Genomic DNA, 22,909 nt, shown 5'->3' on the forward strand with positions numbered 1-22,909 from the left:
GAGAGGGGATGCGGCGCAAGCCGCTCAGGGGGTGCAAGCCAGTTAGGCAGCCAGCTTCTTGGCCTTCTCGAAGGCTTCGTCGATGGTACCAACCATGTAGAAAGCCTGTTCGGGCAGGTGGTCGGCTTCGCCGTTCACGATCATCTTGAAGCCACGGATGGTTTCAGACAGGGGAACGTACTTGCCGGGAGCGCCGGTGAACACTTCAGCCACGTGGAAAGGCTGAGACAGGAAACGCTGGATCTTACGAGCACGAGCCACGGTCAGCTTGTCTTCGGGAGCCAGTTCGTCCATGCCCAGAATCGCGATGATGTCGCGCAGTTCCTTGTAGCGCTGCAGCGTACCCTGCACTTGGCGAGCCACCTTGTAGTGCTCTTCGCCAACCACTTGGGGGTCCAGCTGACGGCTGGTGGAGTCCAGAGGATCCACAGCGGGGTAGATACCCAGCGAAGCGATGTCACGGGACAGCACCACGGTGGAGTCCAAGTGAGCAAAAGTGGTGGCGGGCGAGGGGTCGGTCAAGTCATCCGCTGGCACGTAAACGGCCTGGATGGAAGTGATCGAGCCAACCTTGGTGGAGGTAATACGCTCTTGCAGCTTGCCCATTTCTTCAGCCAGGGTAGGCTGGTAGCCCACGGCGGAAGGCATACGGCCCAGCAGAGCGGACACTTCGGTACCGGCCAGTGTGTAGCGGTAGATGTTGTCCACGAAGAACAGCACGTCCTTGCCTTCGTCACGGAACGACTCAGCCATGGTCAGGCCGGTCAGCGCCACGCGCAGACGGTTTCCTGGGGGCTCGTTCATCTGACCGTAAACCATGGCAACCTTGGACTCGCCCAGGTTCTCTTGGTTCACAACGCCAGCGTCGGACATTTCGTGATAGAAGTCGTTACCTTCACGGGTACGCTCACCCACACCAGCGAACACCGACAGACCGCTGTGGGCCTTGGCGATGTTGTTGATGAGTTCCATCATGTTCACGGTCTTGCCCACACCGGCACCACCGAACAGGCCCACCTTGCCGCCCTTGGCGAAGGGGCAGACCAAGTCGATCACCTTGATACCGGTTTCCAGCAGTTCCTGCGAAGGCGACAGTTCGTCGTAAGCAGGAGCCTTGCGGTGGATGGCAGCGGTCAGGGTCTGGTCCACGGGACCACGTTCGTCGATGGGGTTACCCAGCACGTCCATGATGCGGCCCAGGGTAGCCTTACCCACGGGAACGGTGATGGGGTTGCCGGTGTTGGTGACCATCAGGCCACGCTTCAGACCGTCCGAAGAACCCAGGGCAATGGTACGCACCACGCCGTCGCCCAGCTGCTGCTGAACTTCCAGGGTCAGGGCCGAGCCTTCCAGCTTCAAGGCGTCATACACCTTGGGCACCTGGCCGTGGGCAAACTCCACGTCCACCACGGCGCCGATACATTGAACAATCTTGCCTTGTACTTGAGCCATTTTTTGCTCCAATCTGTTTGTTCGTTAAAGCCGTTTACACAGCGGCTGCGCCTGCCACGATTTCCGACAACTCGGTCGTAATCGCTGCCTGACGCGTCTTGTTGTAGACCAGCTTCAACTCGCTGATGACGTTGCCGGCGTTGTCGGTAGCGGCCTTCATGGCCACCATGCGCGCCGATTGCTCGGACGCCATGTTTTCCGCAACTGCCTGGTACACGAGGGACTCCACGTAACGAACCAGCAGTTCGTCGATGACGCTTTGAGCGTCAGGTTCGTAGATGTATTCCCACGATGCACCCGTCTTCTCGGCTTGCAATTTTTCGGACGACAGGGGGAGCAGTTGCTCCACCACCGACTCCTGCTTCATGGTGTTGATGAACTTGGTGTACGCCAGGTACACCGCGCTCAGCTTGCCTTCAGCATATTGGTCCAGCAACACCTTGACAGGCCCGATGAGCTTGTCGAGGTGAGGCGTGTCGCCCAAGCCTGTAGCGTGAGAGACCACCTTGGCACCGACACGGTTCAGGAAACCCAGTCCCTTGCCGCCAATGGCCACTGCATCTGTCGCAACACCCGCATCCTGCAGTTCGCGCAACTTGTTGGTGACGACACGCAACACGTTGGTGTTCATGCCGCCGCACAAACCCTTATCGGTCGTCACCACGATGACGCCGACCTTCTTGGCATCGTTCACTTGCATGAACGGATGCACATATTCAGGGTTAGCTTCGCCAAGATGGGCTGCAATGTTGCGGATTTTTTCGCTATATGGACGGGCAGCCAGCATCCGGTCCTGCGCCTTGCGCATTTTGGATGCAGCCACCATTTCCATGGCTTTGGTGATCTTCTTGGTGTTTTCCACCGATTTGATCTTGCCGCGTATTTCCTTACCTGCTGCCATGATGACTCCTCGCCGGTATTAAGCGAAGGACTTCTTGAATGCAGTAATGGCTGCAGTCAGTTCAGCTTCGTCCTTGCCTTCCTTGTCGAAAGCACGCTTTTCGTTCAGACGGTCGAGCAGAGCGCCGTGGCTGGTCTTCAGGAACTGGTGCAGACCAGATTCGAAGGGCAGCACTTGCTTGACTTCGATGTCGTCCATGAAGCCCTTGTTCACTGCGAACAGCGAAGAAGCCATCAGAGCGGTCGACAGAGGAGAGTACTGAGCCTGCTTGAGCAGTTCGGTCACGCGGGCACCGCGGTCCAGCTGCTTGCGGGTTGCATCGTCCAGGTCGGAAGCGAACTGCGCAAAGGCAGCCAGTTCACGGTACTGAGCCAGGTCGGTACGGATACCGCCGGACAGGCCCTTCACAACCTTGGTCTGAGCGGAACCACCCACGCGGGACACCGAAATACCGGCGTTGATAGCGGGACGGATACCGGCGTTGAACAGGCTGGTTTCCAGGAAGATCTGGCCGTCGGTAATCGAAATCACGTTCGTGGGAACGAAAGCGGACACGTCGCCAGCTTGTGTTTCGATGATAGGCAGAGCGGTCAGAGAACCGGTCTTGCCCTTGACTTCACCCTTGGTGAAGGCTTCGACGTAGTCGGCGTTCACGCGAGCGGCACGCTCCAGCAGACGGCTGTGGAGATAGAACACGTCGCCGGGGAAAGCTTCACGTCCGGGAGGACGGCGCAGCAGCAGCGAAACTTGACGGTAGGCCACGGCTTGCTTGGACAGGTCGTCATAAACGATCAGAGCGTCTTCGCCGCGGTCGCGGAAGTATTCGCCCATGGTGCAGCCAGCGTAGGCTGACACGTACTGCATGGCAGCAGATTCAGAGGCGGTGGCAGCCACGACGATGGTGTAGTCCATCGCGCCGGCTTGTTCCAGAGAGCGCACCACGTTCTTGATCGAAGAAGCCTTCTGACCAATAGCCACGTAGATACAGATAACGCCCTGGCCCTTCTGGTTGATGATGGCGTCGATAGCGACAGCCGTCTTACCAGTCTGACGGTCACCAATGATCAGTTCACGCTGACCACGGCCCACGGGAACCATGGAGTCGATGGACTTGATACCGGTCTGCAGGGGCTGATCCACGGATTGACGTGCGATCACGCCAGGAGCGACCTTCTCGATCACGTCCGTCATCTTGGCGTTGATGGGGCCCTTGCCGTCGATAGGCTGACCCAGGGCGTTCACCACGCGGCCGACCAGCTCGGGACCCACGGGCACTTCCAGGATACGGCCGGTGCACTTGACGGTGTTGCCTTCTGCGATGTGCTCGTAAGCACCCAGAATCACGGCGCCCACGGAGTCGCGCTCCAGGTTCAGAGCCAGACCGTAAGTGGGTTGACCGTCGGCGCCTGCTGGGAATTCCAGCATTTCGCCAGCCATCACGTCCGACAGGCCGTGCACGCGCACGATACCGTCAGTCACCGACACCACGGTGCCTTGGTTACGGACGTCAGTGCTAGCAGCCAGCCCTTCGATGCGGCTCTTGATCAGTTCAGAAATTTCTGCGGGATTGAGTTGCATGACTCTTTCCTTCTTTCTTGTGTGTTAGCCGAGACCTCAAGCGCATTACGCGGTGAGGGCCGCTTTCATTTGTTCCAGACGGGCCTTGACGGAGGTGTCCAGCACCTCGTCGCCCACCACGACGCGAACGCCACCGATCAGCGATTCATCGAGCTTCACGGTGAGATTCAGCTTGCGGCCAAAGCGCTTTTCCAGCGTGGCGCCAAGCTCGGCCAGCGCTGCATCCTCAATCGGGAAAGCGCTGTACACCACGGCATCCGAAGAGCCGCTCTTGCTGTTCACGAGGCTGCGGAACTGGGCTGCCACTTCAGGCAGCACGTCCAGACGGCCGTTTTCGAGGACCACACGCAGGAAGTTGCGTGCGGACTCGGGCAATGCCGACTTGGCCACACCCGTGATGAGATCGAACACTTGCGCGTCGCTCACGTTCGGGTTGTCGGCCAGTTGGCGCAATTGCGGATTGGCGGCAATCGCCGCCAATTCCTCCACCCAAGCGACAGTGCTGTTCAAGTCTGCAGCCTTGTCGGCGCAGGCTTTGAACAATGCTTCGGCGTAAGGGCGGGCAATGGTGGCGAGTTCTGCCATTTTTTGCTTTCCTTACAGCTCTGTCTTCAGGCGGTTCAGCAGATCAGCGTGGATACCGGCATTGACTTCCTTCTTCAGGATCTGCTCGGCACCCTTGACGGCCAGCGCTGCCACTTGCTCACGCAGGGCTTCACGGGCAGCAATGGCTTGCTGGTCAGCTTCAGCGCGGGCAGCAGCAACAATCTTGTTGCCTTCTTCTGTCGCGCGGGCCTTGGCTTCTTCAATGATGGCCTGGGCGCGGCGTTCGGCGTCCGCAAGCCGCGAAGCTGTTTCGTTGCGCGTCTGGGCCAATTCCTGTTCGACACGCTTGTTGACAGCGGTCAGTTCGGTCTTGGCCTTGTCGGCAGCAGCGAGGCCATCGGCGATTTTCTGGGCTCGCTCATCCAGTGCCTTCGCAATCGGGGGCCACACGAGTTTCATCGTGAACAGCACCAGGATCAGGAAAACAATGGCCTGAACGAACAGGGTCGCGTTGATACTCACGGCAACACCTTTCTATTTAGGGCGTTGATCGGAGCTTAGGCCACCAGTTGGAAGGGGTTGGCGAAAGCGAACAGCAGGGCGATAGCAACACCGATCAGGAAGGCGGCGTCGATCAGACCAGCCAAGATGAACATCTTGGTTTGCAGTTCGTTGATCAGCTCAGGCTGACGTGCCGAAGATTCCAGGAACTTGCCACCCATCAGGGCGATACCGATCGAAGCGCCGATAGCGCCCAGACCAACAATCAGACCACAAGCCAGAGCGACGAGACCGAGAACGTTTTCCATGATGACTCCTAGGGATTAAAGGAAAGAAAGGTTGAAGAGGGAAAGGTCAGTGAGCTTCATGTGCCTGGCCGAGGTAAATCAGCGTCAGCATCATGAAAATGAAGGCCTGCAGGGTAATCACCAGGATGTGGAAGATTGCCCAGATAGAGCCTGCAATGATGTGCCCCACGGGGAGCAACACACCAGAGAGCGACATAGCCGCCGCACCACCCATCAGGGCAATCAGCATGAACACCAACTCACCAGCGTACATGTTGCCGAACAGTCGCATGCCATGCGACACGGTCTTGGCAACGTATTCAATCACCTGCATCAGCAGGTTCACCACGCCCAGGATCAGGGCGAAGACGGGATTCTTGGAAGTGCCGAACGGTGCAGTCACCAGTTCATGCGCCCAGCCGCCCATGCCCTTGATCTTGACGCTGTAGAACAGGCACAGGACCAGCACGGCGAAGGACAGGCCCAGCGTGGTGGACAGGTCGGCGGTGGGCACGACACGCAGATAGGCGTGTTCGTCGGCGGTAGCGCCTTGCCACAGATAGGGCAGCAGATCCACGGGCAGCATGTCCATGGCGTTCATCAGGAAGATCCAGACGAAGACGGTCAGTGCCAGAGGAGCGATGAATTTGCGCGATTGGGCGTTGTGGATATTGGCCTTGGCCTGGTTGTCCACCATCTCGACCAGGATTTCCACGGCGGCCTGGAAGCGGCCGGGCACGCCAGAAGTCGCCTTGCGGGCAGCCAGCCAGAGCACGAAGATGCCGAGCAGACCCAGAACGCCAGCCACCACGATCGAGTCGTAGTTGATGACTGAGAAATCAATGACGGACTTCTGCTTGATGTTTTGCAGGTGTTGCAAGTGGTGAACGATGTATTCACTTGCAGTTGGGGCGTGCGCATCAGCGGCCATCGTCAACTCTCTTCTTAAGCTTCAGTTTTTCGGACACTGGATCGCACCAGCAGTGCAACCCAATACGTTTTCATCACAACAATCAAACCGGCCAGCAACGCCAGCCAACTGAGATCGGGAACCAGCTTTGGCGCAGCCGCCAACATCGCGATGCACAGCACCAGCTTCACCAGTTCCCAACCGAAAATCCCCGCCATGGCCGCCCCGGCACCTCCCGGCCGTTGACGAACCACACCTCTTGCAAACAGCGCTGCGGGCAACACGACCGCCAGCGCTCCATACGCCGCCGACCAGCCTGCGGCTGCTCGCCCCGTCATCAACCACGACAGCAAAGCCACGATAACGCCGACCAGCGTCTGAACGATGACGATGCGCCAGACAGAAACCTGCGGAAAGCGCGAACGCCATGCAGAGGCTTCTTGTGCAGTCAGGGGCTTGAAGTCTTCGACTTCGTCCTCATCCTGAAAATCAGCGGGCATGTTTGTCATGTTTTCTTTCACACCGCTGACCAGGCAAGACTTTTTTACAAAGCCTCTGATTATAAGTAAAAACCCCCGTCGTTAGATAGGGGTTGATACTGTCATGCGCAAAACGTCTTTGACAAGACCTGAGGGTTGTCGCTGAGTGACAACATCTGCCATCCTCAGCTTTGGTGCGGCGCGAGTGTGCCCTAATTGAAATACCTGATTACCCTGAATTGTCTGCCGCCTGCCAGGGGCTTTGCTGGTTGGCGGGCCTCGCCAAGCCATGGATTAGGCCCACGCGCGCAGGGCTGCCCGGCGTGGCGCACAATCTTTCTTACTCATTGACCGGCTGTTTCACCAACGGCAATTTTTCATTCCAGCCAAGGACTCTTCATGAGCGACACGCCCAACCCATCTGCCGCCAACGAGAACGGCCAGCAAGAAGACCCGCGCAAGGATTCGCTGATCGAGTATCCGAGCCAGTTCCCCATCAAGGTGATGGGCGTCAAGAATGAGCATCTGGTGCATGAGATCACCAAGATCGCCGAAAAATTCGACCCCAGCTTTGACGCCAGCACGGTGGAACTGCGCCCCAGCTCTGGCGGCAACTACCTGGGCGTGACCATCACCATCACGGCCACCAGCCGCGAGCAGCTGGACGATACCTACCGCGCACTGACCTCTCACCCCCTGGTGAAGGTCGTGCTGTGAGCCATAACCCGATTGCTTCCGCCTTGACGCCCCTCGAAGCCATGGACCTGCGCTTTCTGGGGCGCACCGGCTATGAAGCAACCGTGGTCGCGATGCAGGAGTTCACGCGCACACGCAACTCGGCCACACGTGACGAAGTATGGGTATGCGAGCACTCACCCCACTTCACCCAGGGGCTGGCCGGCAAAATTGAAAATGTTCTGAACCCCGGCGATATTCCCGTGGTGGCCACCAATCGCGGCGGCCAGGTGACCTATCACGGCCCCGGTCAGGTGGTGGCCTATCCGCTGCTGGATCTGCAGCGCATGGGCTACTTCGTCAAAGAGTATGTGTACCGGCTGGAAGATGCGGTGATCCGCACGCTGGACCATTTCGGCGTCACCGGCCACCGCGTGGCAGGCGCCCCCGGCATCTATGTGCGCCTGGACGATCCGCGCAGCCATGCCATGCTGGAGCAGCGTCCGCAACATCGCGAACCGGGCAGCCCGGCGCCCGAGCCGCATTTCGAGGGCCTGGGCAAGATTGCCGCCCTGGGCATCAAGGTCAGCCGCCACAGCACCTACCACGGAGTGGCCCTCAATGTCGATATGGATTTGGAACCTTATTTGCGAATCAACCCTTGCGGATACGCAGGGCTGAGAACGGTGGACCTTTCTACAATCGGCGTACAGACAACCTGGGACGAGGCCGCATCCGTGCTGGGCCACCAGCTGAAGGCGCGTCTCTCACCCTGAAGGCAAGATCATGAGCACCAATGAAGTCGTGCGCGAAGCGCAGTCCGCCGAAAACTACAACCCGCTGGCCAAGCAGAAGGCTGCTGCCAAGCTGGCACGCATCCCCGTGAAGGTGGAGCAGGCCGAAGTCCTCAAAAAGCCGGAATGGATCCGCGTCAAGGCCGGCAGCCCCAGCACGCGCTTCTACGAGATCAAGGACATTCTGCGCAAGAACAATCTGCACACGGTCTGCGAGGAAGCCAGTTGCCCGAATATCGGCGAGTGCTTTGGCAAGGGCACGGCCACCTTCATGATCATGGGCGACAAGTGCACGCGCCGCTGCCCCTTCTGCGACGTGGGCCATGGCCGCCCCGATCCGCTGGACGTGAACGAGCCGCTGAATCTGGCTCGCACCATTGCCGCGCTGCGCCTGAAGTACGTGGTGATCACCAGCGTGGACCGCGACGACCTGCGCGACGGCGGCTCGGGCCACTTCGTGGAATGCATCAAGAACATCCGCGAGCTCTCGCCCGAGACGCAGATCGAGATCCTGGTGCCCGACTTCCGCGGCCGTGACGACCGCGCGCTGGAAATCCTCAAGTCGGCCCCCCCCGATGTGATGAACCACAATCTGGAAACCGCGCCGCGCCTGTACAAGGAAGCGCGCCCCGGCTCCGACTACCAGTTCAGCCTGAACCTGCTCAAGAAGTTCAAGGAACTGCACCCCGATGTGCCGACCAAGAGCGGCATCATGGTGGGTCTGGGCGAGACGGACGAGGAAATCCTGCAGGTGATGCGCGATATGCGTGCCCACAACATCGACATGCTGACCATCGGCCAGTATCTGGCGCCCACCAACAGCCACCTGCCCGTGCGCCGTTATGTGCACCCCGATACCTTCAAGATGTTCGAGCAAGAGGCCTACAAGATGGGCTTCACCCACGCCGCCGTGGGCGCCATGGTGCGCTCGAGCTACCACGCCGACCAGCAGGCCCATGCCGCCGGCGTCTGAGCACCGAAGACAGCACTCACAGAAGCAGCCCCTGTGGCTGCTTTTTTCATGCCCGAATGCAATGAGCAGTGCTGCACGCCCCAGTATTCTCCAAAAAATAAAGCTCCTGAATAAGGAGCTTGATGCGCTTTTCTGGTAAAGCTTACATAGTCAATTCATAGCAGAATCGTTGCATATCATGCGCTAAAAGCTATGAATTTTGAATAAATTACTGTTTGCATCGAAAAAACGCCTGGCTAACCGGCAAACCGCTGGCTGGCAAAAACGACTGCAGGCTGAACAGGCCCGACGAGTCGCCCCACGATGAAACTGAGCCATGCAGCGCTGGATACCCCACCAGAGTCCTGCGCTGCAAGCTGGGATGAATAGTAACATCAAATGAGAATCAATATCAATTAATTTTCGTTTCCTACAAAAAGAATTCTCCAAACACCTGTTTCGCAGCCATTTCGCAACCGTTGGCACCTGCAGCCACGGTGCAGGCGGGTTTCAGCAACACTGCAGCACCAACCGCGCCCGGTCAAAGCGACGTGCGCGCAGATCGTCGCGGCGCATCCACAGATAGAGCTGGCCTGCATCGCCCCAGCCCATGCCGCCTTTTTCATCGCTGCCGATCTGCAGCAGCAAAAGCCACTGCGTTGCGGTATCGCGTACGGCCCGCGTGGCCTCGTCCGCGTAGGCATCGCCATTACCGCAGTAATGCCCCGCTGCCACCAACGCGCATTCGGTCTGCATATCACCCTGGACAGGCGTGGGCCAGCCGCCGATGCGATGGCAACCGCTATCCTCTCCACCGCTGCTGGCAGCGTTTTGTGCGTCATCGAACCACCATTCGACAAAGCGGTCACGCTGCTCTTCGTCAAGCGCCAGGCCCTGCGAACCCCACTGAGCGCTCTCCAGAGGCAAGGCCGTGACGCAGGCATGCAGTTCGCAGGCCATAGGAGCGAGCTGGCAGTGATCGGGCAGCTCTAGCAGCGCCGGCGGCTGCGGGCGCCGCTCGAACTCGGCATCGCCCTCGGAGAAGATCAGCTTCAGCGCACAGGCATCGGCAGGATCGAAACCCCAGGGCTGCTCCATCAGGTCGTAGAAGACAGACAGCAGTCCAGACTCGGGGAAATCCGCATCCAGAGTCCCGGCGGAGCGAGCTTCGGCGAAGTTGATCTGCGCCACAAAGCTCAGCGGAAAAGTGCTTTCAAGCCTTGCGACGTGCTGCAAGGCCTCTTTGCGAAATAGCTGGACTTGCTCCGGCCTGGCCCATCGCCAACGGCTGTCGGGAGCAAGGCTGTCTTCGCGATGGGGCTTCACCCGCTGCTCATGGTCCGGATAGCGTCCTCGCTCGGGCCAGGCCACACCGGCTGGCAGGTCGGGACAGCCGCCAAGTTTGGTGCTGCCGGACGCAATCTCCGCTTCGTCCTCCACCGCAGTGGTCTGCAGCCACACGGCCGGCCTGGCTTGCGCAGCCAGTTGCTGCGCAAGTGCTGCATCTTCCAGCACCGGCTCGAGCGCACGGGCGATTTCCTGCGAATGTGCGTAATTCATCCATCCCTTTTCTGCCGGCCTCGAGGTCGTTCCCTGAACTCTTCAGGGCGCCAGCATCTGCGCCGGGCATTCGCTGCCCAGCACCTCGGTGGCCCAGGGAGCCAGCTTGCTGGAGTCCGCACGCAGCACCTCCTGCTTGACGGCCAGAATCTGCGCGGGGTGCATGGAAAAACTGCGCAGCCCCAGGCCCAAAAGCAGCCGGGTCATGCTCAGATCACCGGCCATTTCGCCGCAAACGCTGACTTCCTTGCCTGCGGCATTGGCCGCTGCGATGACCTCCGCCACCAGGCGCAACACCGCCGGATGCATGGGGTCGTAGAGATGGGCCACGGTTTCGTCGGCACGATCGATGGCCAGCGTGTACTGGATCAGGTCGTTGGTGCCTATGGACAGAAAGTCGAAATATTGGAGAAAGCTGCGCACCGTCAGGGCGGCCGCCGGAATCTCGATCATGGCGCCCAGCTTGACCGGGCCGTAGGCGACGCCGCGCACATCGAGCTCATGCTGCGCCTGGCGCAGCTGGGCCAGGGTCTGCTCGATCTCGCTGCGATGGGCCAGCATGGGAAACAGCAGCTTGATCTGTCCGTGCGCTGCCGCGCGCAGAACGGCGCGCAGCTGGGTGCGGAACATCACGGGGTCGGCCAGACTCCAGCGTATGGCGCGCAGGCCCAGCGCGGGGTTGAGGTAGTAGTCCTTGGGCTGTGCCTTGTCCAGCGGCTTGTCGGCCCCCACATCCAGCGTGCGGATGGTGACCGGCATGCCTTGCATGCCGTCTATGGCCTCGCGATAGGCACGGTACTGCTCTTCCTCGCCGGGCAGATTGCCGCTGCGCCCCATGAACAGAAACTCGGTACGGAACAGCCCCACCCCGACTGCGCCAGCACGCACGGCAGCAGCCCCGTCGCTGGGCTGCTCGATATTGGCCAGCAACTCCACCTTCTGCCCATCCATGGTGAGGGACGGCGTGTAGCGCAGACGGGTCAGGCGCTCGCGCTCCAGTTCGGTCTGGCGCTGGCGAAAGCTGTACTCCGCCAGGATGATGGGTGTGGGGTCCACGATGACCACGCCCTCGTTGCCGTCGATGATGACCCAGTCATCCTGGCGAATCAGCTGGCTTGCGGCCCGCGCGCCAACCACGGCCGGAATGTCCATGCTGCGTGCGACGATGGCCGTGTGGCTGGTCTTGCCGCCCACGGCCGTGATGAAGCCCGCAAAGACCTTGCTCTTGAACTGCAGCATGTCCGCTGGCGACAGGTCTTGTGCCACCAGCACCAGCGGGGTTTCCGTGGTGACGTCGAGAGGCAGCTGCTGTCCCTCGGCTGCAGGCGCAGCGCCCGTCGGAGACAACGGTGGAGCAACCTGCGCAAGCGGACTGGCCGCGCCCTTCATGTGGCGCAGAATGCGCTCCACTACCTGCTCCAGATCGGCCTTGCGCTCGCGCAGGTACTCGTCGTCCATCTCGTCGAACTGGCGCGAGACGATTTCCAGCTGCGTGGTCAGCGCCCATTCGGCGTTATACAGACGCTCCGAGATCCAGTTGCGGATGGCCTCGGCCAGTGCCTGGTCCTGCAGCAGCATCAGATGCACATCGAGCAGCGCATCAAGCTCGCCGGGCGCGTCCTTGGGCATTTCCTCCTGAAGCCGGCGCAGCTCATCAATCACCGCATTGCGTGCCGTGCGGGCACGCTGGATCTCCGACTCCACCTGATCGGGCCGGATGAAGTAGTGCACCACCTCCATGCGACTGGAGGCCACAACGACCGCGCGCCCGATGGCAACCCCCCGTGAGACGGCCAGGCCGTGGATGGCAAATGTCATGGCGAATGCCCTTTCGCGAATTTCGCGATTGCTTTTTGCTTGCTTCTTGCTCTTGTTTTTGCAGCAGTCAGCGCCAACTATCGCTGCACTACAGCATCAAAACCGCTCTACTTCATTAACAGCAAGACCCTGCCTGCTATCAAAAGAGCTAACCGTCCAACTGCCACCTGCACGCGGTCAAGCCGCGGCACAGGCGAGGCAGCCTTTACTGGCCTTCGCCAAACTTGTCATTGATCAGGGCCACCAGCGCATCCGTGGCTTCCTGCTCCTGTGCGCCATCGGTTTCCAGCTCCAGCTCGGAGCCTATGCCCGCCGCCAGCATCATCACGCCCATGATGCTCTTGGCATTGACGCGGCGCTCGCCCTTGGTCAGCCAGACCTCGCAGGGGAAGCTGCCGGCGAGCTTGGTGAGCTTGGCCGATGCACGGGCATGCAGGCCCAATTTATTGCTGATGGTGATATTGGTCTTGATCATTGGAAGGTCGTGCGCTTTGATTTTGTCGGGAACTGCCGGCCACCTGCATCACCCCCTGGCTGCCGCCCACCATGGCCCGCGAAACCAGGGCATCCAGCGGCTCATGCCGATAGCCTATGGAGCGCAAAAGCATGGGCAGGTTCACGCCCGCCACCAGCCTGGCCTGCAACAGGCCCGTGAGACGCTGGGCCACATTGCATGGGGTGGCGCCAAACAGATCGGTCAGCACCAGGGTCGGTGCATCCAGACCGCCATGCGCCACCAGCATGGCCAGGGCGCGCTCCAGCGTGGCCTCGGGCGCCTCTTCGGAAGGCACGTCCAGGGCCAGCAAGTCGTCAGCGCTATCGGCAAACACATGCAGGGCGCATTCGCGCAATGCAGCGGCCAGAGGAGCGTGAGTGAGCAAAAGAATGCGCGTGGTCATGTAGTCACAGTTCTTGAAAGCAAATTATGGCCTGTTGCCGCCATCAACAAGGGCAATGAGGTGGATGAAGCACAAAGCTCATGATCTGGATGGGACTTATTGCAATTGCAGACCCGAAAAAAACATCTCGGCCTCGGCAGACCTGAGCTTGTCGGCATAGATCACTGCGTGATAGACCCTGGCGCCACTGCCCTCCAGGCGAGCAAACCACAGACCATGCCCCACCACTTTCTGCCCCCGGGGACCGAGCCCCTCGAAGGTCATGCGCAGGGACTGCGGCAGATTCAACGTGCCCTTGGGCACCCACAGGCCATCGCCCCTGGCATCGAGCCTTGCGGCAGCACCGTCTGCCGACTTCAGCTGCGCCAGCACTGCCTGCTGCCAGAACGTCAGTGCCTCGGCAGCACGTGCAGGCTCGGCCACGGCGAAATGCGACACCGCATAGGTCGCGCCCTGGGCCTCGCAGCCCACGACCGACAGTTGTACCTGACCCAGCCCCAGCTCTATCGGCCGGGTGGCTGTCTGCACATCGCAGGGCAAGAGTGCTTGCAGCGGCGCATCCTTGAGCTGGGTGGTGCGCCAGTTCAGCGCCGGGCTGCAGGCGGCCAGCAGCGCGCAGCTGACCAGTAGCGTCGCAGCCCAGAGTCCGGTTTTCTTCATGGCCCATTATCGGCAGCAGCACGGGCCCGACCTGTCACACAAGCCTAGGGTTGACCCGTGGGTCAAGCAGTAAGAACTGAACTTTTAGCGGGTTTGACACACCAACCCACAGATCAGCAAGGTGCTGAAGATTTGTGCACAATCAAACTCTATGGCAAGCAAACATTGGATCGCAGGCATTGTGGCGGCCGCCGTCATCGGCGTCGGGGCCTGGGTGTATTCGGGTGCAGGGCAGACCGCGGCGCCGCAATCCACATTTGTGCTGCTGGACGGCAGCCAGAAAACCACGGCCGACCTCAAGGGCAAGGTGACGCTGGTGAACTTCTGGGCCACCAGCTGCACCACCTGCGTGGCAGAGATGCCCGAGATCATCAGCACCTACCAGAAGTACCAGGGCAAGGGCTTTGACACCCTGGCCGTGGCCATGAGCTACGACCCACCCAGCTATGTCGTGAACTTTGTTGAATCGCGCAAGCTGCCCTTCCAGGTCGCGCTGGACAACACCGGCAGCGTGGCCAAGGCCTGGGGCGATGTGCAACTCACACCCACCACCTTCATCGTCAACAAGCGCGGCGAGATCGTGAAAAGCTATATCGGCGCGCCTGACTTTGAGCAACTGCACAAGCTGATCGAGAAGCTGCTGGCAGAACCAGCTGCAGCTTGATTAAAAGCCATAGCTTACAGCGCTTGATAGCAGGCAACTTCAATATCAAAAGTGCCTAAAACATAGAAACAGCAAGCGACAGCAGCTCACAAAAAAACCGACCAATGGTCGGTTTTTTCATGCCTGGAGCATCGAGCAAGGGCCGCTCCGCAGCGAAGATGCTGTCCCCCTGAGGGGAAGCCGCGCAGCGGCTCAGGGGGCTACTTATTCCGGAAGCTGTCGTGGCAGCTCTTGCAACTATTGGCGGCCGGGCCGAAAGCCGTCTTGAGATTGTCCAGATTGCCGGTCTTGGCGGCAGCATTGAGCTTGACGACTTCTGCTTCCATCTTGCCCGACAGATCATGGAACTTGGCCTGCTCCTTCCACACCTCAGGCTTGGCCTTGCCGCCTTCGGTGCCGGCGCCGAAGCCGGCCCAGGGCAGCTTGGACATGAAGGCCACAATTTCCGCACTTTCCTGCGCGCTCTTGGCATCGAAGGGCATCTTGCCATTCGCCATGGCGCCCAGACGGCTGAAATGCGTGCCCAGCACGCTCAAGGCGCTCTGGCGGTATTTGATGGCATCTTCAGCCTTGGCGAACTGTGCCGAGGCAGGCAGGGCCACGGTGGCAACCACAGCAGCGAATGCCAGAGTGGAAAAAGCTTTCATCGGGGTATCCTTTCTTGGTTCTACAGCCTGCCGCAGGCGGCTGCCTGTCCAGTATGGCAGAGGAACATGAAAGCACGCACTGCCCCTTCCGGGCTTGGCTTTCGACGCCATGCAGGCACAATGCCGGTGTCGATTCGCGATGAACAAGCCATGACAAACCCTATTCGACCTGCCGCAGCAGGGCCACACAAGGTACGCATCTGGGATCTGCCCACCCGCCTGTTTCACTGGCTGCTGGCAATCTGCATCGTGGCCCTGGTGGTCACCGCCAAGATGGGCGGCAATGCCATGAACTGGCATCTGCTGCTGGGACAGGTCGTGCTGGCCTTGCTGATCTTTCGCATTCTCTGGGGCCTGGTCGGCGGGTACTGGTCGCGCTTTGGCAGCTTCATCCCTTCTGCGGCGGCCATGAGGCGTTATCTCAGTGGCGCGTCGACCACGCAGGACCGCGCAGGCCACAACCCGCTGGGCTCACTGTCGGTCATCGCGATGCTAATCGTTCTGATAGCGCAGATAGCAAGCGGGCTGATGAGCGATGATGAAATTGCCTTCAGCGGACCGTTGACGCGTTTTGTGTCCGGCGAGCTGATCTCCAAGGCCACCGACTACCACGCCCACTGGGGCCAGTACCTGATTTACGCACTGGTCGCACTGCATCTGCTGGCCCTCATCGGCTACAGCCTCAAGGGCGACAAACTGGTCCCGGCCATGGTCACGGGCGACAAATTGCTGGAGGAACCCGTTGCTGCGAGCCGCGACACCGCCAGCACCCGGGTTCTGGCCGCACTGCTGGCCGTGGTGGCAAGCGCTCTCTCCTGGTGGGTCCATCAACTGGGCCAGAGCGCTGCTTTCTGAGTTCTGACGCTGCAGGCAGCTGCTTTAACCATGTAAAGCACTTGCCGCTACACTGGGCCTTCTTTCATCATTGCCTAGTTGCCGTGGACAAGCCTGCCGTGGACTTGCTGACGCCCAGCCTGGAGGAAATGGGTGCTGTGCGCCAGATCTTTCAGGAGTATGCGGACAGCCTGAACATCGACCTGGAATTTCAAGGATTCGAATCCGAACTCGCCGCCCTCCCTGGCGAATATGCTGCGCCTCGTGGACAGATTCTGCTGGCTCGCGTGGATGGCAGCATTGCGGGCTGCTGCGCACTGCGCCCTCTGGACGACTCGGACTACCCCAATGCCGCCGAGATGAAACGCCTGTTCGTGCGCAAGGCTTTTCGTGGCTTCGGCCTGGGGCGTCAACTGGCCGAAGCAATGCTCGACATTGCCCGCCAGGCTGGCTATGACCATGTGCTGCTCGACACCCTGGACGACATGGAGTCTGCCCGCGCACTGTATGTGGACCTGGGCTTCGAGCCCATCGAACCTTACTATCACAACCCGCTTCCAGGCGCGCACTACCTCAAGGCGAATCTGTTCTGAGCCTCTGATGCAAAAAAGGCATTGCCAGTTTGGCAATGCCTTTTTTCTGTGGTGCCAAGCCGCCTTGCGGCGAGAGCGTCATTCCCGCGCCCAGCAACTCAGGGCTTCAGCCATCAAGCCTTGGCTTGAGCCAGCATGGTGCCGGCATCGCTGACTTCAAACTTGCCGGGAGCTTCCACGTTCAGGGTCGCAACCTTGCCGTCCTTGACCAGCATGGAGAAGCGGTTGGCGCGCAGGCCCAGGCCCTTGCCGTTCAGGTCCAGCGTCAGGCCGGTCGCCTTGGCGAATGCCGCATCGCCGTCGGCAATCATGCGCACCTTGCCAGCCACCTTCTGATCGCGGCCCCAGGCGCCCATCACGAAAGCATCGTTCACGGCCAGGCACCAGATTTCGTCCACGCCGGCAGCCTTGAGCTCTTCGGCCTTGGCCACATAGCCTGGCAGGTGCTTTTCGGAGCAGGTGGGCGTGAATGCGCCGGGCACGGCAAACACGGCAATAGTCTTGCCGGCCAGAGCCTCGGGCAGCTTCACGGGGTTGGGACCAAGGCTGCAGCCATTGCCTTCCACTTCCACATATTCCATCAAGGTCACTGCGGGCAGGGTATCACCAACTTTAATCATGACTATCTCCTTTGTTGCAAAGCACGGACCGCATTCTTGGCGGCCCAAATAAAAAAACGACCCACAGCATTGTGGGTCGTTTTCAAGGGCTTTGCAGCCGGCGGGCCTGGTTAGGCTTACACCAGAGCAGCCTTTTGAACCAAGCGGGTAGCAACCCAGTTCTTGGTCTTGGAGAGAGGACGGCTCTCGGTGATTTCAACCACGTCACCCAGCTTGTACTCACCTTGCTCGTCGTGAGCGTGGTACTTGCTCGACTTGATCATGATCTTGTCGTAGATGGGGTGCTTGACGCGGCGTTCCACCAGAACGGTCACAGTCTTGGCACGCTTGTCGCTGACCACCTTGCCAATCAAGGTGCGCTTGAGGGATGTTTTAGCTTCCGTCATGTCGGCTCCTTACTTGGCGGCTTGCTTTTCAGCAAGGATGGTCTTGGCACGAGCGATGTCACGGCGTGTAGCCTTGATGGTCGCAGTGTTGCCCAGTTGTTGCGTGGCCTTTTGCATGCGCAGACCGAAGTGAGCCTTTTGCAGGGACTTCACTTCAGCTTCCAGACCAGCCACGTCTTTTTGGCGGAGTTCAGCAGATTTCGTCATGTTGATCTCCTTAAGCACCAATGTGACGGGACACGAAGGTCGTGCGCAGAGGCAGCTTTGCAGCAGCCAGGCGGAACGCTTCACGGGCCAGCTCTTCAGGCACACCCACGATTTCGTAGATCACCTTGCCGGGCTGGATTTCGGCCACGTAGTACTCGGGGTTGCCCTTACCGTTACCCATACGCACTTCGGCGGGCTTGGTAGAGATGGGCTTGTCCGGGAACACGCGGATCCAGATACGACCACCACGCTTGACGTGACGGGAAATTGCACGACGTGCAGCTTCGATCTGGCGTGCGGTCAGACGACCACGGTCAGTAGACTTCAAACCGAAATCGCCGAAGGCAACGGAGTTGCCACGGGTAGCGATGCCGGTGTTGCGGCCTTTTTGTTCCTTACGGAACTTGCGGCGTGCAGGTTGCAGCATGTTTATTCTCCTTTACCGTCCGCTGCTGTAGCGGGCGCGTCGGCCTTACGAACGCGCTTAACGGAATCAGCACCAGCGCCAGCAGGCTTGTCGCTGCCATCGGCAGGAGCGGCATTGGTGCCTGCGGGACGACGGCCACCACGGCCAGCGCCATCACGGCCATCACGGCGACCGTCACGACGGGGACCACGAGGACGACGCTCGTCTTCAGGACGGGGCGTTTCCACGGCGGGCAGATCGTTGCGGCCCAGGGTGTCACCCTTGTAGACCCAGACCTTCACGCCGATGATGCCGTAAGTCGTCTTGGCTTCGGAGAAGCCGTAGTCGATGTCGGCACGCAGAGTGTGCAGAGGCACGCGGCCTTCGCGATACCACTCGGTACGAGCGATTTCGATACCGTTCAGACGACCGGAAGACATGATCTTGATGCCTTGAGCACCCAGACGCATGGCGTTCTGCATGGCACGCTTCATGGCGCGGCGGAACATGATGCGCTTTTCCAGCTGTTGGCAGATGGAGTCAGCGATCAGCTTGGCATCGATTTCAGGCTTGCGCACTTCTTCGATGTTCACAGCCACGGGCACGCCCAGGCGAGCAGCGAGTTCCTTCTTCAGGGCTTCGATGTCTTCACCCTTCTTGCCGATCACCACGCCCGGACGAGCCGAGAAAATGGTGATGCGGGCGTTCTTGGCAGGACGCTCGATCAGAACGCGAGCCACGGCGGCGTTCTTCAGCTTGGCCTTCAGGTACTCGCGCACCTTGATGTCTTCGGCCAGCATGCCGGCGAAGTCACGGTTGCTAGCGTACCAGCGGCTTGCCCAGTTGCGGCTCACCGCCAGACGGAAGCCGGTAGGATGGATTTTCTGTCCCATATTCTTCCTTAAGGCCTCAGTTACCCACTGTCACGTAGATGTGGCAGGTAGGCTTGCTGATGCGGTTGCCGCGGCCCTTGGCGCGAGCAGTGAAACGCTTGAGCGTAGTGCCTTGCTCGACGTAGATGGTCTTGACCTTCAGTTCGTCGATATCGGCGCCGTCGTTGTGCTCAGCGTTGGCGATAGCGGATTCCAGAACCTTCTTCACGATCACGGCAGCTTTTTTCTGCGTGAACTGGAGAATGTTCAGAGCTTGATCCACCTTCTTGCCGCGGATCAGATCCGCGACCAGGCGACCCTTGTCAACAGACAGGCGGACGCCACGGAGAACAGCACGTGTTTCAGACATGTTCTATTCCTTACTTCTTGGCTTTCTTGTCCGCAGGGTGACCCTTGAAGGTACGAGTCAGCGCGAATTCACCCAGCTTGTGGCCAACCATCTGGTCAGTCACATAAACCGGCACGTGTTGCTTGCCGTTGTGCACGGCAATGGTCAGACCGATGAACTCGGGCAGGACCATGGAGCGACGCGACCAGGTCTTCACTGGCTTCTTGTCCTTGGTGGCGATGGCCTTTTCGACCTTGGCCAGCAAGTGATGGTCAACAAACGGACCCTTTTTAAGAGAACGAGTCATTTGCTACCCCTTACTTCTTACGGCGCGACACGATCATGGTCTGTGTGCGCTTGTTGTTACGGGTGCGGTAGCCCTTCGTCAGATTGCCCCATGGGTCAACTGGGTGACGGCCTTCACCGGTCTTACCTTCACCACCACCGTGCGGGTGGTCGACAGGGTTCATGACCGTACCGCGGACGGTAGGACGAATACCCATCCAACGCTTCACACCGGCCTTGCCCAGACGGCGCAGGCTGTGTTCTTCGTTGGCAACTTCACCGATGGTGGCGCGGCACTCGATGTGCACCTTGCGGACTTCGCCCGAACGCATACGCACTTGAGCGTAGATGCCTTCGCGAGCCAGCAGAGTGGCGGAGGTACCAGCCGAGCGAGCGATCTGAGCACCAGCACCGATCTTCAGTTCGATGCAGTGGATGGTCGAGCCCACGGGGATGTTGCGGATAGGCAGGGTGTTGCCCACGCGGATAGGAGCTTCGGAGCCGCTGATGATGGTAGCGCCGACTTCCAGGTTGCGAGGAGCAATGACGTAGCGACGCTCGCCGTCTGCGTAGCACACCAGAGCGATGTGGGCAGTACGGTTGGGGTCGTATTCAATGCGCTCAACCTTGGCGGGGATACCGTCCTTGTTGCGCTTGAAGTCCACCACACGGTAGTGGTGCTTGTGACCACCGCCCTTGTGGCGAGTTGTGATGTGACCGTTGTTATTACGACCGGCCTTCTGGAATTGAGCTTCCAGCAGGGGGGCAAAACCCTCACCCTTGTGCAGGTGGTCGCGAGTAACCTTCACCGCGCCGCGTTGGCCGGGGGTCGTAGGTTTGAGCTTGATAACAGCCATGATTACGCAGCCTCCCCAGACAGGTTCAGCTCTTGACCGGGCTTGAGCATCACGTATGCCTTGCGCACATTGTCGCGACGGCCCACGGTCTTGCCAAAGCGCTTGGTCTTGCCCTTGGTGTTCACCACAGACACGCCAGCCACTTCAACCTTGAACATCAATTCCACAGCGGCCTTGATTTCGGGCTTGGTAGCGTTCTGCAGCACCTTGAATGTCACAGCATTGGACTTTTCAGCAACCAGAGTGGCCTTTTCGGACACGATGGGAGCGACCAGCACTTGCATCAGACGACCTTCGTCAAACTTGGTAGTGCTCATGCGAACATCTCCTTGAGTTTGTCGATCGCACCCTTGGTGACGAGCACTTTCTTGTAGTGCACCAGCGACACGGGGTCTGCATAGCGCGGCTCAACCACGAACACGTTCTTCAGATTGCGGGATGCCAGGTACAGGTTCTCGTCGATTTCTTCAGCGATCACCATCACCGACGAAGACAGGTTCATAGCCTTGAACTTGTCTGCCAGCACCTTGGTCTTGGGGGTATCCAGCGTCAGGGACTCCACAACTGCCAGACGGCCTTCGCGGGCCAGCTGAGACAGGATGGAAGCCATACCGGCGCGGTACATCTTCTTGTTGATCTTCTGCGAGAAGTTTTCTTCGGGCAGATTGGGGAAGATGCGACCGCCGCCACGCCACAGAGGCGAGGAGGACATACCAGCACGTGCACGGCCTGTACCCTTTTGCTTGAAAGGCTTGGCAGTGGTGTGACGCACTTGTTCACGGTCCTTCTGGGCGCGAGTGCCTTGACGTGCGTTGGCACGGTAGGCAGTCACCAGCTGGTGGACCAGATCTTCGTTGAATTCACGACCGAACACAGTCTCGGGAGCTTCCACCTTGGAAGCGGCCTGGCCTTGTTCATTCAGGAGTTCGAGCTGCATTAGTTCGCTCCTTTGGAAGCTTTAGCCTTGATCGCGGGGCGCACGGAAACGAAGCCACCCTTGGCACCAGGAATGGCACCCTTGATCAACAGCAGTTGGCGTGCTTCGTCGATACGAACCACGTCGAGGTTTTGAGTAGTGACGGTTTCGTCGCCCATGTGACCAGTCATACGCTTACCGGGGAACACGCGACCGGGGTCTTGTGCCATACCAATAGAACCGGGAACATTGTGCGAACGGCTGTTACCGTGCGAAGCGCGCTGCGAACTGAAGTTGTGGCGCTTGATCGTGCCGGCGTAACCCTTACCGATGGAGGTGCCTTGCACGTCCACCTTCTGGCCAACGCTGAACAGCTCTGCCACAGGCAGAACGGCACCAGCGGCATACTTGCCAGCGGTTTCATCAGTCACGCGGAATTCACGGGTCACTTCACCGGCTTCGACACCCGCCTTGGCGAGGTGGCCGGCTTGAGGCTTGGTCACGCGAGAAGCCTTGCGTGCACCGAAAGTGACCTGCAGGGCCACATAGCCATCGTTCTCTTGGGTTTTGACCTGAGTCACGCGGTTGTTAGAAACATCCACCACTGTGACAGGCACTGCGTCCCCATCATCAGTGAACAGACGCATCATGCCCACCTTGCGACCCAGCAACCCCAGGGAGTTGCTCAGACTCATTTGTTTGCTCCAAAACTTTTGCCGCTGAAACTGCAATTGGCCCAGCGTTGTGCTTTAGCAATCATACTTAGCACACAAAAGAAGGTTAATAAAACTTCGCATCAAAGGCGAAGCTCCAAATTTTAACGCGAACTGCTTTTTCAAGCAAGTTCGCGTTAAACAAAGACCCTTAAAAGCCTCTTGCGAGGCTTCCAAAACTCTTATTGCAGTTTGATCTCGACGTCCACACCTGCGGGCAGGTCCAGCTTCATCAGAGCGTCAACAGTCTTGTCAGTCGGATCCACGATGTCCATCAGACGCTGGTGCGTACGGATTTCGAACTGGTCACGGCTGGTCTTGTTGACGTGAGGCGAACGCAGGATGTCGAAGCGCTTCATGCGTGTCGGCAGGGGCACGGGACCCTTGACGATGGCGCCGGTACGCTTGGCGGTATCAACGATTTCGGCTGCAGACTGGTCGATCAGCTTGTAATCGAAAGCCTTCAGACGGATGCGGATTTTTTGCTTAGACATTGTTAATTCCTAGCTTTTCTAAGAATTAGGCAATGATCGTGGCAACCACACCAG

The 22,909-nt window shown here is 59.4% G+C and carries 32 protein-coding genes; 6 read left to right on the top strand and 26 right to left on the bottom strand.

Annotation, left to right across the window (positions count from 1 at the left end):
• Nucleotides 1-42: 42 nt before the first annotated feature.
• The 8 genes from atpD to Cth01_RS22975 are packed head-to-tail and all read right to left on the bottom strand — an operon-like array spanning nucleotide 43 to nucleotide 6,675.
• A complete protein-coding gene (atpD, locus tag Cth01_RS22940; protein ID WP_003065399.1) occupies nucleotides 43-1,452 on the bottom strand; it encodes a F0F1 ATP synthase subunit beta in 1,410 nt (469 codons plus the stop codon).
• A 34-nt stretch (nucleotides 1,453-1,486) separates the two neighbouring features.
• The gene (gene atpG, locus Cth01_RS22945; RefSeq protein ID WP_003065400.1) at nucleotides 1,487-2,353 is read right to left on the bottom strand and encodes a F0F1 ATP synthase subunit gamma; all 867 of its coding nucleotides are present in this window, start codon (nucleotides 2,351-2,353) and stop codon (nucleotides 1,487-1,489) included.
• 18 nt (nucleotides 2,354-2,371) lie between these two features.
• Nucleotides 2,372-3,931: a F0F1 ATP synthase subunit alpha gene (atpA, locus tag Cth01_RS22950; RefSeq protein ID WP_034359061.1), complete on the bottom strand. Its 1,560-nt coding sequence runs from the start codon at nucleotides 3,929-3,931 to the stop codon at nucleotides 2,372-2,374.
• A gap of 45 nt (nucleotides 3,932-3,976) precedes the next feature.
• Nucleotides 3,977-4,516, bottom strand: coding sequence for a F0F1 ATP synthase subunit delta (locus tag Cth01_RS22955; RefSeq protein WP_003065404.1), 540 nt, complete (start codon nucleotides 4,514-4,516; stop codon nucleotides 3,977-3,979).
• A 12-nt stretch (nucleotides 4,517-4,528) separates the two neighbouring features.
• On the bottom strand, nucleotides 4,529-4,999 hold the full coding sequence (locus Cth01_RS22960) for a F0F1 ATP synthase subunit B (protein ID WP_003065405.1): 471 nt from the start codon (nucleotides 4,997-4,999) through the stop codon (nucleotides 4,529-4,531).
• A 35-nt stretch (nucleotides 5,000-5,034) separates the two neighbouring features.
• Nucleotides 5,035-5,286: a F0F1 ATP synthase subunit C gene (gene atpE, locus Cth01_RS22965; protein ID WP_003059376.1), complete on the bottom strand. Its 252-nt coding sequence runs from the start codon at nucleotides 5,284-5,286 to the stop codon at nucleotides 5,035-5,037.
• Nucleotides 5,287-5,332: 46 nt separating this feature from the next.
• On the bottom strand, nucleotides 5,333-6,196 hold the full coding sequence (gene atpB, locus Cth01_RS22970) for a F0F1 ATP synthase subunit A (RefSeq protein WP_003065408.1): 864 nt from the start codon (nucleotides 6,194-6,196) through the stop codon (nucleotides 5,333-5,335).
• Nucleotides 6,197-6,210: 14 nt separating this feature from the next.
• The gene (locus tag Cth01_RS22975) at nucleotides 6,211-6,675 is read right to left on the bottom strand and encodes an ATP synthase subunit I (RefSeq protein ID WP_003065409.1); all 465 of its coding nucleotides are present in this window, start codon (nucleotides 6,673-6,675) and stop codon (nucleotides 6,211-6,213) included.
• A 378-nt stretch (nucleotides 6,676-7,053) separates the two neighbouring features.
• Here Cth01_RS22975 and Cth01_RS22980 point away from each other — a divergent pair, with 378 nt between their 5' ends.
• From Cth01_RS22980 to lipA, 3 genes are read left to right on the top strand one after another with little or no spacing between them, the layout of a single operon-like run.
• The gene (locus Cth01_RS22980; protein WP_003065410.1) at nucleotides 7,054-7,371 is read left to right on the top strand and encodes a YbeD family protein; all 318 of its coding nucleotides are present in this window, start codon (nucleotides 7,054-7,056) and stop codon (nucleotides 7,369-7,371) included.
• 41 nt (nucleotides 7,372-7,412) lie between these two features.
• Entirely contained in the window at nucleotides 7,413-8,105 is a 693-nt protein-coding gene (gene lipB / locus Cth01_RS22985) for a lipoyl(octanoyl) transferase LipB (protein WP_139032137.1), read from the top strand.
• Nucleotides 8,106-8,115: 10 nt separating this feature from the next.
• Nucleotides 8,116-9,096, top strand: a complete 981-nt coding sequence (gene lipA / locus Cth01_RS22990) for a lipoyl synthase (protein ID WP_003059385.1) — start codon at nucleotides 8,116-8,118, stop codon at nucleotides 9,094-9,096.
• A 489-nt stretch (nucleotides 9,097-9,585) separates the two neighbouring features.
• Here the strand turns inward: lipA and Cth01_RS22995 are convergent, their stop codons facing one another.
• From Cth01_RS22995 to Cth01_RS23015, 5 genes are all read right to left on the bottom strand, one after another.
• Nucleotides 9,586-10,635, bottom strand: a complete 1,050-nt coding sequence (locus tag Cth01_RS22995; protein ID WP_045840534.1) for a YwqG family protein — start codon at nucleotides 10,633-10,635, stop codon at nucleotides 9,586-9,588.
• A gap of 42 nt (nucleotides 10,636-10,677) precedes the next feature.
• On the bottom strand, nucleotides 10,678-12,453 hold the full coding sequence (ptsP, locus tag Cth01_RS23000; RefSeq protein ID WP_034381902.1) for a phosphoenolpyruvate--protein phosphotransferase: 1,776 nt from the start codon (nucleotides 12,451-12,453) through the stop codon (nucleotides 10,678-10,680).
• A 205-nt stretch (nucleotides 12,454-12,658) separates the two neighbouring features.
• Nucleotides 12,659-12,928, bottom strand: coding sequence for an HPr family phosphocarrier protein (locus Cth01_RS23005; RefSeq protein WP_034359051.1), 270 nt, complete (start codon nucleotides 12,926-12,928; stop codon nucleotides 12,659-12,661).
• Nucleotides 12,897-13,352, bottom strand: coding sequence for a PTS sugar transporter subunit IIA (locus Cth01_RS23010; protein ID WP_034359049.1), 456 nt, complete (start codon nucleotides 13,350-13,352; stop codon nucleotides 12,897-12,899). The genes Cth01_RS23005 and Cth01_RS23010 overlap by 32 nt, the downstream gene beginning before the upstream one ends.
• 96 nt (nucleotides 13,353-13,448) lie before the next feature.
• Complete coding sequence (locus tag Cth01_RS23015) at nucleotides 13,449-14,012, bottom strand: hypothetical protein (RefSeq protein WP_034381901.1); 564 nt, start codon at nucleotides 14,010-14,012, stop codon at nucleotides 13,449-13,451.
• A 151-nt stretch (nucleotides 14,013-14,163) separates the two neighbouring features.
• Between Cth01_RS23015 and Cth01_RS23020 the strand changes: the two genes are divergently transcribed.
• Entirely contained in the window at nucleotides 14,164-14,676 is a 513-nt protein-coding gene (locus tag Cth01_RS23020; RefSeq protein ID WP_034359045.1) for a TlpA disulfide reductase family protein, read from the top strand.
• Nucleotides 14,677-14,876: 200 nt separating this feature from the next.
• On the opposite strand, the gene Cth01_RS23025 is transcribed toward Cth01_RS23020, so the two are convergent.
• Nucleotides 14,877-15,323 carry a c-type cytochrome gene (locus tag Cth01_RS23025; RefSeq protein WP_034359043.1) on the bottom strand — a complete coding sequence of 149 codons (447 nt, stop codon included), beginning with the start codon at nucleotides 15,321-15,323 and terminating at the stop codon, nucleotides 14,877-14,879.
• Nucleotides 15,324-15,443: 120 nt separating this feature from the next.
• Between Cth01_RS23025 and Cth01_RS23030 the strand changes: the two genes are divergently transcribed.
• Nucleotides 15,444-16,178 carry a cytochrome b/b6 domain-containing protein gene (locus Cth01_RS23030; RefSeq protein WP_080745943.1) on the top strand — a complete coding sequence of 245 codons (735 nt, stop codon included), beginning with the start codon at nucleotides 15,444-15,446 and terminating at the stop codon, nucleotides 16,176-16,178.
• Nucleotides 16,179-16,261: 83 nt separating this feature from the next.
• On the top strand, nucleotides 16,262-16,750 hold the full coding sequence (locus Cth01_RS23035) for a GNAT family N-acetyltransferase (protein ID WP_034359042.1): 489 nt from the start codon (nucleotides 16,262-16,264) through the stop codon (nucleotides 16,748-16,750).
• Nucleotides 16,751-16,863: 113 nt separating this feature from the next.
• On the opposite strand, the gene Cth01_RS23040 is transcribed toward Cth01_RS23035, so the two are convergent.
• The 12 genes from Cth01_RS23040 to rpsJ all read right to left on the bottom strand — a co-directional run bounded on the left by Cth01_RS23040 (nucleotide 16,864) and on the right by rpsJ (nucleotide 22,855).
• Nucleotides 16,864-17,370 (bottom strand): peroxiredoxin, encoded by a 507-nt coding sequence (locus tag Cth01_RS23040; protein WP_034359041.1) that lies wholly within the window; start codon nucleotides 17,368-17,370, stop codon nucleotides 16,864-16,866.
• Nucleotides 17,371-17,486: 116 nt separating this feature from the next.
• The gene (gene rpsQ / locus Cth01_RS23045) at nucleotides 17,487-17,756 is read right to left on the bottom strand and encodes a 30S ribosomal protein S17 (protein ID WP_003059401.1); all 270 of its coding nucleotides are present in this window, start codon (nucleotides 17,754-17,756) and stop codon (nucleotides 17,487-17,489) included.
• A gap of 9 nt (nucleotides 17,757-17,765) precedes the next feature.
• The gene (rpmC, locus tag Cth01_RS23050) at nucleotides 17,766-17,963 is read right to left on the bottom strand and encodes a 50S ribosomal protein L29 (protein WP_003059403.1); all 198 of its coding nucleotides are present in this window, start codon (nucleotides 17,961-17,963) and stop codon (nucleotides 17,766-17,768) included.
• A 10-nt stretch (nucleotides 17,964-17,973) separates the two neighbouring features.
• Nucleotides 17,974-18,390 (bottom strand): 50S ribosomal protein L16, encoded by a 417-nt coding sequence (gene rplP, locus Cth01_RS23055; RefSeq protein WP_003059405.1) that lies wholly within the window; start codon nucleotides 18,388-18,390, stop codon nucleotides 17,974-17,976.
• 2 nt (nucleotides 18,391-18,392) lie between these two features.
• Nucleotides 18,393-19,262 carry a 30S ribosomal protein S3 gene (gene rpsC / locus Cth01_RS23060; protein WP_003059406.1) on the bottom strand — a complete coding sequence of 290 codons (870 nt, stop codon included), beginning with the start codon at nucleotides 19,260-19,262 and terminating at the stop codon, nucleotides 18,393-18,395.
• 16 nt (nucleotides 19,263-19,278) lie between these two features.
• Nucleotides 19,279-19,611 (bottom strand): 50S ribosomal protein L22, encoded by a 333-nt coding sequence (gene rplV / locus Cth01_RS23065; protein ID WP_003059408.1) that lies wholly within the window; start codon nucleotides 19,609-19,611, stop codon nucleotides 19,279-19,281.
• 10 nt (nucleotides 19,612-19,621) lie between these two features.
• Nucleotides 19,622-19,897, bottom strand: coding sequence for a 30S ribosomal protein S19 (gene rpsS / locus Cth01_RS23070; protein WP_003059413.1), 276 nt, complete (start codon nucleotides 19,895-19,897; stop codon nucleotides 19,622-19,624).
• Nucleotides 19,898-19,907: 10 nt separating this feature from the next.
• Nucleotides 19,908-20,732, bottom strand: a complete 825-nt coding sequence (gene rplB, locus Cth01_RS23075) for a 50S ribosomal protein L2 (protein ID WP_003059414.1) — start codon at nucleotides 20,730-20,732, stop codon at nucleotides 19,908-19,910.
• Between the two features lie 2 nt (nucleotides 20,733-20,734).
• Nucleotides 20,735-21,049 (bottom strand): 50S ribosomal protein L23, encoded by a 315-nt coding sequence (rplW, locus tag Cth01_RS23080; RefSeq protein ID WP_003059415.1) that lies wholly within the window; start codon nucleotides 21,047-21,049, stop codon nucleotides 20,735-20,737.
• The gene (rplD, locus tag Cth01_RS23085) at nucleotides 21,046-21,669 is read right to left on the bottom strand and encodes a 50S ribosomal protein L4 (protein WP_003065421.1); all 624 of its coding nucleotides are present in this window, start codon (nucleotides 21,667-21,669) and stop codon (nucleotides 21,046-21,048) included. The genes rplW and rplD overlap by 4 nt, the downstream gene beginning before the upstream one ends.
• Nucleotides 21,669-22,343 carry a 50S ribosomal protein L3 gene (gene rplC, locus Cth01_RS23090; protein ID WP_003059417.1) on the bottom strand — a complete coding sequence of 225 codons (675 nt, stop codon included), beginning with the start codon at nucleotides 22,341-22,343 and terminating at the stop codon, nucleotides 21,669-21,671. The genes rplD and rplC overlap by 1 nt, the downstream gene beginning before the upstream one ends.
• Nucleotides 22,344-22,543: 200 nt before the next feature.
• Complete coding sequence (rpsJ, locus tag Cth01_RS23095) at nucleotides 22,544-22,855, bottom strand: 30S ribosomal protein S10 (RefSeq protein WP_003059431.1); 312 nt, start codon at nucleotides 22,853-22,855, stop codon at nucleotides 22,544-22,546.
• Nucleotides 22,856-22,909: the final 54 nt, after the last annotated feature.

The organism is Comamonas thiooxydans (assembly GCF_000964545.1).
GTDB classification, from domain to species: domain Bacteria; phylum Pseudomonadota; class Gammaproteobacteria; order Burkholderiales; family Burkholderiaceae_C; genus Comamonas; species Comamonas thiooxydans.